The organism is Acidobacteriota bacterium (assembly GCA_040754075.1).
GTDB lineage: Bacteria > Acidobacteriota > Blastocatellia > UBA7656 > UBA7656 > JBFMDH01.
This window is the reverse complement of record JBFMDH010000059.1, coordinates 1-13,008: the sequence shown is the minus strand read 5'-3', so window position 1 is coordinate 13,008 and position 13,008 is coordinate 1. Positions and strand designations below refer to the sequence as shown.

The window sequence follows — 13,008 nt, the reverse complement described above, 5'->3', positions numbered from 1 at the left end:
GGGCTCGAGGCACCAAGGGAGTCCGACCTGATTGACGCTGAGACTTCAAAGAGCATACTCCGACTCGATCCATTTTTCATCGTTGGTTGTGAATCAACCATTCATGACAGCTAACATGAATTCGGCGAAATGCGCGCCATCTGCTAATAGATGGGTGCATATTTATTTATAAACTTCCATCTATTAGCAGATGATTGCGACCATATACTAATGGATGGAGCCGACATCTACATTTATAAAACTTACTGGCGCGCAATGCGCTTTTCGAGCGCCAGTCGCACCGCCGCATCATATCGCAATTCCCAAACTTGCTTTTCATGATTCCATTTGCCGCCGGCTCGCCGTATGCGGTTTTGCAACTCTTTTTCGCGCAATGCCACCTTGACGCCGACAATGCTGTTCGCCCGATAAGCGCGCTTTTGCGGATGCCATTCTTTCTCTTCGACAATCAACTCGACGGTTTTATAACGCTTCTGCTTTTCCCGATCATACCGGTAACGCACACACAGCAGACGCTCGCCATAACTTTCGAGCAATCGCTTGGTGCCGCCTTGACCGGGCTTTAAACTTAATCCGATGCGCATAAACAGGCCTGTCAGCTTTGCGGAAATGATGTCGTTAAAACAGAGCCATCATACGCGCAAACCGCTATGGCAGCAAGTTGACCATTAAATTTTTTACCGGTAGAGTTGCTGAAAATTAACCGCTCCGTGCAGAGGTGTTTATGGCAAAACTACTCGATCAAACTCGCGGCGTCCTGCGCGCTAAACATTATAGTATTCGCACCGAAGACGCTTATCTCGGCTGGATTAAACGATTCATTCTGTTTCATCAAAAACGCCATCCGTTAGAAATGAGTGAACCGGAAGTCGCCGCTTTTCTCACCCACCTTGCAGTTGATTGTCAGATTGCTGCTTCGACGCAAAACCAGGCACTGAGCGCCATCCTCTTTCTTTATAAAGAGGTTCTCAAACGCCCGCTGGATTGGCTTGACGATGTGGTGCGCGCCAAACAACCCGAACGCTTGCCGCTGGTGTTGACCCGCGAAGAGGCGCGCGCCATTTTGCAACACCTGACCGGCGTAAAATTGCTGGTGGCAAGTTTACTTTACGGCTCAGGTTTGCGGTTACTGGAAGCTTTACGCTTGCGCATCAAAGACGTTGATTTCGGCTACCGGCAAATCGTTGTGCGCGATGGCAAAGGCGCAAAAGACCGCGTCACCATGTTGCCGTCATCGTTGACCGAGGCGCTCAAAGCTCAAATCCTTAAAGCCAAAGCCCAACACGATGCAGACCTTTTACAAGGGTATGGCGAGGTCTATTTGCCTTACGCTTTAGCGAAAAAGTATCCAAATGCGAATCGTCAAAGCGGCTGGCAATACCTGTTTCCTGCCGCGCAACTTTCCATAGACCCGCGTTCAGGTGTGAAACGCCGTCACCACCTCTCCGAAAAGACTATTCAAAACGCCATCTATGAAGCGGTCACGCGGGCGGGTCTTGCCAAACCGGCAACCCCGCATACCCTGCGCCACAGCTTCGCTACCCATCTGCTCGAAGACGGCTATGACATTCGCGCCATTCAATCCTTGCTCGGTCACAAAGATTTAAACACCACCATGATTTACACCCACGTTTTACAAAAAGGCGGCAGCGCGGCGCGAAGCCCTTTAGACAAGTTATAGCCGGTAGTCGGTAGTCAGTAGCCGGTAGTCGGCAGCCGGTAGTCGGTTGTTGGTAAGCAGAAGTTATAGACTTTAAGAAAAGATTGCTGCTTGAAGCCCTGAAAGGGCGTAATAACCGCCGATTGATTGCGCCCTTTCAGGGCTTTCTGGTGTCTCCCGTCGCTTACCCAGCGCGTTGCGCAGGGCTATTGAATGACACGCCTTCGGCGCTGCTTGTGGAAAACTTTTTCTTAAAAACTATAGAAAATATTTAGTACAGACTACTGACTACCGCCTACCGGCTACTGAAAAGGGAAGTGTGAGAGCGTGCCTGAACAACTTTTCTCAAGCACGCCCTCAGGATCAAGTCAGCGTCATTGACACAGGCAGGAGTTGTTGCGGAGGTCGCGGTCTGTGATCGTACAGTAAATAATACCAACCGGCATCTGCAAACTCGCCGAACCGCGAGCGGCTCCCACGTCAACCTGTGCCATCAATCGCCGATCTGCGGCGTTATGGGTTAGCTTGAACAGGTTGCTCTGCCGGCTCAACGTGCCTTTGCCGGTCACGATGGCGCCGCTGCTACATAGACGATAATCTCCCGTCACCGAATTCCATAACAACACGCGCGAAGACACGGAATCATCCTGCACGCACACATCGAAGGTGGTGACGGTGAATGAACAGGTCGTGGTGTTGCCCGCCACATCCATCGCTGTACAAGTGACCGTCGTTACTCCCAGAGGGAAGGCGCTGCCCGATGGTGGATTACAGACGACGCTTGCCAACCCGCAGTTGTCTGCCGCCGTTGGTGATGGATAAGTAACCGTGACTGTGGAGTTGCCGGGATTCACAGTGACGCTCGTTTGATTTGCCGGACAGGTGATCGAAGGTGGCTGTGTATCCATCACCGTAACCGTAAACCAGCAGGGCGTCGATTGATTATTTGCGGCATCGCGCACCGTGCAGGTTATCATCGTGGTGCCGGTTGGAAAAGTTGTACCACTTGGCGGCGTGCAAACCGGCGTGCCCACACCCGAGCAATTATCGCTTGCCGTTGCAGAGAAGGTAGCGACTGCCGAACAGAGATTCGGTTCCGTTACTTTGACGATATTGGCAGGGCAGAGAACCACCGGTAATGTCGTGTCAATCAATGTGAAGGCGACCACACAGGTGGCGCTGTTGTTGCTCGCATCCGTGACCGTGACCATGATGGGGTGCGAACCCGTGCCGCTGACCAGCGAGCCTTGCGCGGGACTTTGTGTGACAACCAGATCAACGCCAGCCGTGCAGTTATCACTTGATTGTGCCCTGACCAGATTTCTGACATCCGGGACAGGGGCGGCGCAGTTGGCATCAGCGTTGGCTGATTGCGCCGCAACGTTTGCACAGCTAATCGCCGGTGCCTGGGTATCGTTGATGGTAACTGTAAAGCTGTTGGTGCCGGTATTGCTCGATGCATCGCTTGCCGTGCAGGTCACTGTGGTCACGCCTTTCGGGAAGCTATAGGGCGAGGTGATGGGCGTGTCGCCAACCTTACAGACAGGCGTAAGCGCGCCGTCACAGTCATCATTGGCACTGACGCTGAATCCGATAGAAGCTGAGCATTGATTGGCATCTGTCGCTTGTGTGATGTTTGCCGGTACGGTGACCGTCGGCGCAAGGCTGTCGTTGACTGTGACGGTGAACGCGGCGCTTGCGGAATTGCTGCTCGTATCGCTTGTCGAGCAGGTGACGGTGGTTATTCCTTTAGGAAAGACATGCGGAGAGGTAATCGCCGTGTCGCCAACCTTGCAAACCAGAGTTACCGCATCACAGTTGTCTGTTGCGCTGGCGGCAAATGAAACCGACGCCGAACACTGACCGGCGTCCGTGCTCTGGACAATATTAGCCGGAACCGTGACCACGGGCGCGACCCTGTCCCTAACCGTCACGGTGAATGAAGCCGAACTTCTCCGGTTCCCTGCATCCAACGCATCGCAGGTGACGGTCGTCGTCCCTTTGGGGAAGACGTAAGGCGATGTGATTATTGCATAATTCACTGTACAGATGACCAGCGGTACCGGACCGGAGCAGGCATCATTGGCGCTTACCGTATATGACACCGACGCCGAACACTGATCCGGGAGAGCGTCGGCCACGATGTCCGGGGGAACCGTAACAATAGGGCCGTCGTCATCATTGACCGTCACGGTGAACGAGCACTGCTCAGGTCCTGCCGAACAGGTGACGGTCGTCGTGCCTGCCGGGAAAGTGTGTGGCGAGGTGATGGTTACGCCGCCTGCCGTACAGGTGGGGATCACCTCATAGGTGATCCCATCAATACAGGAAGCCGACGCTGTAGGCGTAAAACTCACCTGCGCGGAACATTGCCCGGCATCTGTGCCGGTGGTGATATTGCTCGGACAACTGAGCGTAAACGTGCAGAGCGGCAGACAATTGGAAAACTGAGAGGATTCGCCATTGACCTCGCCGCCGACGCTTGTGGAGGTAGCAGTGATGATGTTTTCCTGCAAAACCGACATGAGCAAGCCCGAGGCCGTGAAGGACTCCTGCCCGCTGCCGGTTTTGTTAAACTGCATTGAGCCAATCAGGGTTTTGCCTTCGCCGGAGCCGGACGGATCGCACTCGTCGTTGCTGAAGAATTCCAACTTGTAATTTCCCGCGGGGGCATTGAGCGTGCCGGATACGGTCAAACTCCCGCCGCTCACCATGACAGAGGTTAGAACCGGCGCGGGCTGATTGTTATTTGAATTGTATAGCGAGATGCCCTCAGCGCCGTTGGAGAAAATGCTGTTGCCGAGAATTCGCACCTTATCGGATGTATCCACGCGAACGCCTCGCCCATTATTGAACGCGATGGTGTTGCTCAAAACCAAATCAATGGTCTCGCGATAGATATGGATCCCATCTCCGGTATTCGGCAGCGGGTTCACACCAGTGATGTCGGTGCCAATGCGATTGCTCTGAATCAAGGTGCCAAGATTGGTCAAACTGCGCACCCCATGTCCCCGATTGCCTGATATCAGGTTGTTGATTAATAAATTGAAACCGCCATAGTCAACACCGTCTGAGCCATTGCCCAGTGCCGCCGTGCCTGCCGCATTGGTGCCCACTTTGTTGCCTTCGGCAACCTGATCAAATGTCGAGCTGGCACCGAAAGCGCCCGAGCCGAGATACATTCCCTGAAAGTTGTTGGCTGATACAAGGTTGTTGACGATTCGAGCCGTAACCCCGCCGGCTCTAATGCCCCGCCCCCAGTTGCCTAAAGGGTTGGCACCGGTTATATCAACGCCCACATAGTTGTTTTCAACCCGTATGTTCTTCGTCTTCTGGAAATTCCTGATGCCATCTCCGTGATTGCCGGAAATAATGTTTCGCGCCAACCCCAGCCCGCCGATGACAACCTCGTCCACCCCCGGGTCTGATGAGCCGCAACTCCCATCTGGATTTTCCTCGCAATTGCTCGCCCATCCGTGGCCGTTGTTGATTGCCTGCGCGCCGGTAATGTCCGTGCCGATGAGATTGCCTGCCGTCGTGACCTTTCCGGCAACCTTAAGGAAAACGCCGGCGACCCCATTTCCCGAAATGAGGTTGCTGCCAATAGTCGTGACGCCTCGAGGGTAGACGATCACGCCAAATTTCAGATTGCCCTGCGGACCCAGCGGTTCACCCAGCACCTTGGTGCCGGTGATGTCCGTGCCAATGAAGTTGTTGACGACGTACGCCGGTGTCGCAGACACCCCTGTTATCACGCCGGAAATCAGGTTACGCGCCATAGGCGCACTCCCGCCGATAGCGGGCGGTTCGCCGAATGCCTGAGTCCCGCCAGCCGCGCCGAGATCACTTGCCCTGCTGAGAATTTTCGTGCCGGTAATGTCCGTGCCGATCAGGTTGCCTTCGATGAAACCGTTATCCCCGACACTGACACCTACTCCATCTCCCCAAATCACGTTGCCAGCTCCGGGCGCAGTGCCTCCCACCTCCATGCCTTCGGCGAAGATGTGATAAATCCCGCTGGTTTCCTGACCAAGCTCATATGCCGCAGTCGCCGTTTCGTTCGTGCCAATGTAGTTTCCTATCACCTGAACCGCATGGGCATCGAAAAGCGATAGCACGCTGCCATCGAAGCCGCTGATGACGTTGCGGTCTGCGGCAGTGTATCCGCCTATCACCGTGTAGGTCGTGTTCGACAGGCGCACGCCTTCTGAGTTGCTGGTGGCTATTCCGGTCATGATGCAACCCGTGACCGCGCATCCGCCATTCTCTTGAAAAGCGATTCCGTCGCCTTCCGTTACCCGGAGGACAAGCGAACGCACGGCGCAGTTATTAACGATAATCTTAAACACCTGAGCCGTCGCACCATTGTCTATGATTTCAACTCGCGTCGCGCCGCCGGTATTGCCATTGATCGTCACCACATCGGTAATCTCGGGCAAGTTGCTGGTGAGCGTAATCGAGGGCGTTCCCGAACCAATATCAAAAACAATCATGTCGTCGCCGGGGTTGGCGTTGGCTGCATTAATCGCATCGCGAAGCGTACAATTCGCTCCGCAACTGCCATTGCTGGTGTCGCTGGTGGATTTCACCGTGAAGGTCATCATCGGCGCAGTGGTAATCGTAGACGGTGCGCTCGCTCCTTGTCGTAACACCACCAGATCGCTCACCGCATCGTTGTTCAAGTGCATGGCAAGCGCCGCCACGGGGGCATTCACGGTGTCGAGCTTCGCCAGTCTAGCGAACGGTTGTTTACCCTTCGCCGCTTGCCCGGCAATTTGCGAATTCCGATTCGGAGAATCCCAGCCAACGATGTGCATCTGTTGCTCGGCTTCGTCAAGGACAATCAGGTCGTCGGCGTTCTTGCCGGAAATTCGCCCCACCGCGAGGCGCGTGATGCCGCGCCGCCCGGCTTGGCTTAAAATTCTCGCCTCTTGCTCGCTAACCACCGCAAGACTCTCGGTAATTTGCCAGTCCGTCCGCGCATCAGCGGGCAATTCGGCAGGAGTAACACCAGGGAGCAATCCGGCGGACTTCAACTGGTTATAAACTCTCTGACGTTCCGCGTTAATCACGCTCTGCCGCGCCAGAACGCCTTCGGCACCTGCCTTGCCGTTTTTCCTCAATTTGGCTTCAAATTTTTCGAGGCGCTTGACGAAAGTCTCGCGCTGCCGTTTTTCGGACTCTGACCACGGCTCAGGCGCGATCCCGCCGGGAGTCAAGAGATGCACTTCACCGGAATCGGACAACAGAGCCAGCGACGCGCGATACTGCCGATTCCAAACGAAGTTGCCGATTGCCATTGCCTCAATTCCGAAACCTAAGCGAAACCGCTCAATCTTTGCTTCCGGCACATCTGCGCGGGCAGCCTGCGTGAGCATCAACTTGCGGTCACGCCCGCTGACAATCAGCAATTCCTCGCCCGCTGCTGCCGCCAGATCATACTTGCTGTCACCATTCAAACACCCCATAACCAGCGCATTTACTTGGGCAGGCATAGCGAAGACTTCCGGTTCGGGATAAGCCGGGACATCGGCAGGCGAATAGTAAGGCGAGGTCGGGTTGTCGGGTTCCGCCGTGAGCGAGGGGACGACTGTCAGCACAGGGCGGTAGCCGAGGAACTTGCGACCGTCTGTAATCGTCGCAATGTCGGGAGGCTGGGCTTGTGCGGCATCGAAAAATTTCTTAATGCGCTTCTCTCTGGTCGTCAGCGCGCCTTCGGGTGACTCAAAGACCAGCACCTGCGACCCGTTATCGCCGACAATCGCGACGCCTATGTCGGCAATGTGGTCAGCGCGATTCATCTCACCGACGGTGATTGTCGTGACCCGTCCGGGCAAAGGGATTGGCTCGACCACGCCAAAGCCGCCCCGACCATTTCCCGGCAGCAGGAGCAACGCATCGCCGTTGAGCGCAGTGGCGACCACGTCCTGATGTCCATCATTGTCGAAATCACCGGTGCCTATGAAATCGGGAGATTGGGGCAGCTCAAAGGTTTCGGCTTGGGAAAGAAACGCGGCGCTCGTCGCCGATTGGGTTTGTTCAGCCGAAAGATTGTCCAGATTTTGACGGTAACTTTTATTTCCTCTATGCAGCGTAATCACACCACCGCGCCCAGTACCGTAACCGCTGATGAGATCGGGACTGCCGTCTTCATCAAAATCCGCCGCCGCCAAGGTCTTGGGACTCGCTTCTCCTGAAGCGATTAAATTTTTTGATTCCGACTGACCAGCATATAGGGCAGTCAATTCCTGCCCGTCTGTCAGTCTGACGCCAAGTCGCCCACCCTCCATCAACTGAATGTTCTGCCGTTCGATAGACTTGGATGAGGTTTTGCTACTCATTGGCAAAACCAGTAATCCCACTGCGGTGAGGATTATAAATGCGAATATAATGGTGATTCGCCCTTGGGTATAAAATTTATTAACTTGTTGTTTCATGATGATCTCCTGGCTGGCGAGAGTTCAATAAAACCTCTTGGCGCAGAGAACACAACATTCAGGTGGATGAAATGCGAGCTTAACAAGCGGCAGTTCCAGCTAAATAATTGCTCTTGCGATCAATACAAATGCTGAAGATTAAAAGTTGATTATTAGTAGTGAGATTACCAGAGGTTTCTCATCGCGCCTTTCGATGATTCAAAATCGGTGTGCCTGAATGAAGGATATACAGTTTTTCCTTGAGTGAAAAGCGGTTTTAGTTTTTGCTTTAAAGTTGTACGAGAACCGGGCAAACACTTGAGAGGAAAATTAAGAATGATATAAAAGGAGAAGATTGAACCCCATCAAGGTGATTGGCTCGTCATTTAGTGCTTTCTTGCCGTTGCGCCGATGACTTTGCCAAAAGCTTTAACGCCTGAATTACCCGGACGTGACGAACCCTGATAACCCGGTAGTCTCGCGGATGAACGCAAGGCTATTCGCGCTCCGGTTGAATGAGTGAATGGGCGTGCCGAATGATGAGGTTGCTCAGGCGGTCTTAGCAGTTTCGGGACGCAGCCTCATTGCCTTAGGTTCAGGCGCAAGATCAACCGTTCGCGAGATGTGTAATTTTACACAGACTGCGCGAAAATTTGCGGAGCCTTTTTGCTGCAATCATTGACTTTCGAGTATTTTTGAAAAGAGAACTTCGCGTCCCGAATTGGATGGTGATGAGGTTTTTGTCTGGCGGGAAATTGGTATCATCGTCGAGCAATGATACCAATTCAGGAACCTGGCGGCTGCTCAATGCCCGCCCGCCGACCTGTGAATTGAGATGGGAAAGAATGGTCGATAGGCTGACGCTCTCACCGGACGAACAAAGGCTGGAAGGTAGAAACCTGTTTGGTCACCGAATGTAAGCCAACAGAATGTAGAGCCGTCCGTCTGGTATTGCGGACTTGCAGGAGCAACCGTCCTTATTCCTGCTGCACGAGGGAAACTTATTGCTTATTAAGGCGAGAGGCAAAAATTGCAATCCTAACTGCCCACTGCCTACCGCCCGCTGCCTACTGCCTACTGCTTACTGTTCCGGCGTTGGGCTTCAAATAACACAATGCCGACGGTGACTGATACATTCAATGAGGAAATTTTGCCGCGCAGAGGAATCGACACAATCGTATCGCAACGTTCACGCACCAGTCGATGAAGTCCTGCGCCTTCGCCGCCAAATACCAGGGCGGTTGCCCCTTGATAATCATACTGGTCATAACCCGTCGCGCCTGCCATATCGACACCCACCACCCAGACATTTCGCTTTTTCAACTGTTCGATGAAAGCCGCCAGGTTGGTCACCCGCGCGACCGGCAAATATTCAATCGCGCCCGCCGATGATTTGGCGACGGTTTCGGTTAAGTGAACCGCGCGCCGTTCGGGAATGATGACTGCCGTTGCCCCTGCGCACTCTGCCGTGCGAATGATGGCTCCGAGGTTGTGCGGGTCTTCGACGCCATCAAGCAAAACGAAAAGCGATTGCGGCGTAATCGTCGTCAGCAAATCATCAGCGTCCGCATATTTCGCAGCGGCAATCACCGCAATCACCCCTTGATGATTAGCTTGCCCGGCGAGCTTGTCCAAAGCGTGGCGTGGTTCACGCCTGACCGGAATATTTTCGCTACGCGCCGCTGCAAATATTTCTTTTAAACGTTCGTGCCGCGCTGAATCGGCAATGATGATGCGTTCGATTTTGCGCCGCCCGGCGCGTATCGCTTCAAGCACCGGAAGCACACCGTAAACTTGTGACATAGCGGAAATAGTCTAGCGCGTCCGGCGCGTCTTGCAAGTCCGGCGAGTCTATCGAGTCTGGCGAGGTGACTGCAAAATAAAAGGTGAGCAGGTTGAAAAAATAAACCGCCAACGACTTGCAGAATTCGTAAGCCTTGGCAGACGCGCCGGACTGCGAGCCGAAGCGAGCCGCAGGACGCGCCAGACGCGCCGAACTTATTCGTTTGCTTGACACCGACAAAGCGCATCGCTACATTCCCACACTTGCAAAATTTGATTTTATGTTACAAGAATAAAAAGAAGATTAGATTGGTATTTAAACGTTATGGCAAAATCATTAGTAATTGTTGAATCTCCATCGAAAGCCAAAATCATTAATAAATATTTAGGCTCCGGTTATAAAGTTCTCGCCTCGGTCGGGCACATCAAAGACCTGCCGAAAAAAGGCATCGGCATTGATTTCGAGAATAATTTCGAGCCGACCTATGAAGTTATCCCTGGAAAAACCAAAGTCATTAAAGAATTGAAAGCCGCCGCCAAAGACGCCGACACCATCTTTGTCGCAACCGACCCTGACCGCGAAGGCGAAGCCATCGGCTGGCATATCAAAGAGGAACTCGAAGGGCGCGGTAAAAATAAAAAGACCGTCAGGCGCGTGCTGTTTAATGAAATTACCAAAAACGCCATTAAAGAATCGTTCAATAATCCCACCGACATCGACCAACGCCTGGTTGATTCGCAACAGGCGCGACGACTTCTCGATAGAATCGTCGGCTATCAGGTCTCGCCTTTGCTGTGGGACAAAGTGCGGCGCGGACTTTCCGCCGGGCGCGTGCAATCGGTGGCGCTTCGCCTGGTGGTCGAACGCGAACGCGAAATTCAAGCCTTCATTCCCACAGAGTATTGGACGATTGAAGCCAACCTCGGCGCCAAACTCCCACCGGCTTTTGATGCCAGGCTTTTGCGCATTGATGAAAAGACCGTCAAGACCACAGATTTCAATCCGACTTCAGTTGAAGGGGTGATTGCCGATTACGGGGTCAGGAAAAACGAAATTCACATCAGCAATGAAAAGCAGGCAACAGACATCGTAAGCGACATCAAAAAACAGACCTTCGTGGTTTCGTCGGTCACTACGAAAGAAAAGAAACGCAACCCGGTGCCGCCGTTTATCACTTCCAAACTGCAACAGGAAGCCTCGCGCAAATTGCGTTTTCCGGTGAAGAAAGCCATGCAAATTGCTCAGCGTTTGTATGAAGGCATTGAAATCGGTGAAGAGGGGTTAGTGGGTCTCATTACTTATATGCGAACCGATTCGACGCGCGTATCGGATGCGGCGCTCGGCGAAGCGCGCGATTATATCGGCGAGCAGTATGGCGCGGCGTACCTGCCGGAAAAACCTGTGTTCTATCGCTCGAAAAAAGGTGCGCAGGACGCCCACGAAGCGATTCGCCCGACCTCGGTTCTCAGAACTCCCGAAGCCATGTCGCGCTATCTCAGTAAAGATGAACTGGCTTTATACAAACTCATCTGGCAACGCTTTGTCGCTTCGCAAATGATGGCGGCGATATTCGATCAAACGACCATCGATATTAAAGCCGGTGAACGTTACCTGTTTCGCGCCACCGGGTCAGTGTTGAAATTCAGCGGCTTTCTGGCGGTTTACGAAGAAGGCAAAGACGAAAAGGACGAAGAGGATGAAGAGCAGGAGCATAAACTGCCGCGTGTCGAACCGGGCGAGACCTTGAAGTTAAACAAGCTGTCGCCTGATCAGCATTTCACCGAGCCGCCGCCGCGTTACACCGAAGCGACGCTCGTGAAAACCCTCGAAGAGAAGGGCATCGGCAGACCTTCGACCTACGCTTCGATTATGACGGTGATCACCGACCGCGAATATGTCGCCAAAAAAGAGGGACGCTTTTTCCCCACCGAACTTGGCATGATTGTCAACGACCTGCTGGTTGAAAATTTCGACGACCTGTTCAATGTGCAATACACCGCGCGCATGGAAGAGGAACTCGACGAAATCGAAGATGGCAAGATGCGTTGGACAGAGGCGCTCGCGGAATTTTACGGCAAGTTCACCAGAGACCTCGAACACGCCAAAGTCAATATGCGCGATGTCAAACGCCAGGAAATCATCACCGACATCAAATGCGAAAATTGCGGTTCGTTTATGGCGAAAAAATTCGGACGGTTCGGCGAATTCCTGGCTTGTACGAATTATCCCGAATGCAAGACCACCCGCGATTTGCCGAAAGTTCACGATGATGTCGATGAAGAGACGCACGAAAACGCCGGTGAAGAGACCTGCGAAAATTGCGGGCGTCCGATGGCGATGAAGCGTGGGCGTTTCGGACAGTTCCTGGCTTGCACAGGTTATCCTGAATGCAAGACCACCCGCAAAATTCAAAAGGGCGGCGCGATTGCCGCACCCACTGTGCAACTCGAAGAGTTATGCCCGCAATGCGGCAAACATCTGGTGATTAAACAGGGGCGATTCGGCGCCTTCACGGCTTGCTCGAATTACCCGGAGTGCAAATACATCAAGCAGGATACGACCGGCGTTGCCTGTCCCGAAGACGGCGGCGAAATCGTTGTCAAACGCGGCAAGCGCAAAACCTTTTACGGTTGCTCGAACTATCCGAAATGCAATTTCGTGTTGTGGGATAAACCGGTTGCGAAATCCTGTCCGCAATGCGGCGCGCGATTTTTAGTTGAGAAGTGGAAAAAAGACGGCAGCCGCGAATTGCTCTGCCGCAACGAAGATTGCGATTACAAGGAAGCGGTTGTCGAAACCGAAGGCACGGATACGGCTACCGAAGGCGCAACCATCTCGGCGTAAGAAATTAATAAACCAACGCAAGTTATGCCTCTCGCAGGAACACAGTCCTTATGAGAGAATCTGCATTCTATGAGCAAGTATGCGCGCACTCTAAAAGAACTGAAGGAAAGAGCTGTACTTTTCTGGCCTAAAGAATTGAGAGAAAGAGAAGCAGAAGTTAGCGTATTACCGCTATTGCTAGTACACCGTTTTCTAAGTTTTTACGTCTTTTAGTCATTTAGTTTTATCATGAAAAAAGAACATATAAAACTAAGCGAAAAAGATGAGAGTTATTTGACAGCCCTGATCAGCAAAGGTCAACAAAA

7 protein-coding genes are annotated in these 13,008 nt (G+C 53.0%); 4 read left to right on the top strand and 3 right to left on the bottom strand.

Translation table 11 applies throughout. The features are described from left to right. Window positions 1–242 precede the first annotated feature (242 nt). On the bottom strand, window positions 243–584 hold the full coding sequence (locus AB1757_30910) for a hypothetical protein (protein MEW6131480.1): 342 nt from the start codon (window positions 582–584) through the stop codon (window positions 243–245). A gap of 140 nt (window positions 585–724) precedes the next feature. On the opposite strand from AB1757_30910, the gene AB1757_30905 reads away from it, so the two are divergent. Beyond that, window positions 725–1,681: an integron integrase gene (locus AB1757_30905; protein MEW6131479.1), complete on the top strand. Its 957-nt coding sequence runs from the start codon at window positions 725–727 to the stop codon at window positions 1,679–1,681. A gap of 353 nt (window positions 1,682–2,034) precedes the next feature. Here the strand turns inward: AB1757_30905 and AB1757_30900 are convergent, their stop codons facing one another. Continuing rightward, window positions 2,035–8,097, bottom strand: a complete 6,063-nt coding sequence (locus AB1757_30900) for an HYR domain-containing protein (GenBank protein MEW6131478.1) — start codon at window positions 8,095–8,097, stop codon at window positions 2,035–2,037. 674 nt (window positions 8,098–8,771) lie between these two features. Between AB1757_30900 and AB1757_30895 the strand changes: the two genes are divergently transcribed. Continuing rightward, window positions 8,772–8,996, top strand: a complete 225-nt coding sequence (locus tag AB1757_30895) for a hypothetical protein (protein MEW6131477.1) — start codon at window positions 8,772–8,774, stop codon at window positions 8,994–8,996. A gap of 154 nt (window positions 8,997–9,150) precedes the next feature. Here AB1757_30895 and rlmB read toward each other — a convergent pair whose 3' ends face one another. Continuing rightward, window positions 9,151–9,879 (bottom strand): 23S rRNA (guanosine(2251)-2'-O)-methyltransferase RlmB, encoded by a 729-nt coding sequence (gene rlmB, locus AB1757_30890; GenBank protein ID MEW6131476.1) that lies wholly within the window; start codon window positions 9,877–9,879, stop codon window positions 9,151–9,153. A 134-nt stretch (window positions 9,880–10,013) separates the two neighbouring features. Between rlmB and AB1757_30885 the strand changes: the two genes are divergently transcribed. Both AB1757_30885 and topA read left to right on the top strand, forming a co-directional pair. Beyond that, entirely contained in the window at window positions 10,014–10,154 is a 141-nt protein-coding gene (locus tag AB1757_30885) for a hypothetical protein (protein MEW6131475.1), read from the top strand. A gap of 29 nt (window positions 10,155–10,183) precedes the next feature. Beyond that, window positions 10,184–12,703, top strand: a complete 2,520-nt coding sequence (gene topA, locus AB1757_30880; protein ID MEW6131474.1) for a type I DNA topoisomerase — start codon at window positions 10,184–10,186, stop codon at window positions 12,701–12,703. Window positions 12,704–13,008: the final 305 nt, after the last annotated feature.

Excerpts from the sequence above, each read along its gene's own strand:
- AB1757_30910 (MEW6131480.1), bottom strand. The coding sequence starts at position 584 with ATGCGCATCGGATTAAGTTTAAAGCCCGGTCAAGGCGGCACCAAGCGA.
- AB1757_30905 (MEW6131479.1), top strand. The coding sequence starts at position 725 with ATGGCAAAACTACTCGATCAAACTCGCGGCGTCCTGCGCGCTAAACAT.
- AB1757_30900 (MEW6131478.1), bottom strand. The coding sequence starts at position 8,097 with ATGAAACAACAAGTTAATAAATTTTATACCCAAGGGCGAATCACCATT.
- rlmB (MEW6131476.1), bottom strand. The coding sequence starts at position 9,879 with ATGTCACAAGTTTACGGTGTGCTTCCGGTGCTTGAAGCGATACGCGCC.
- topA (MEW6131474.1), top strand. The coding sequence starts at position 10,184 with ATGGCAAAATCATTAGTAATTGTTGAATCTCCATCGAAAGCCAAAATC.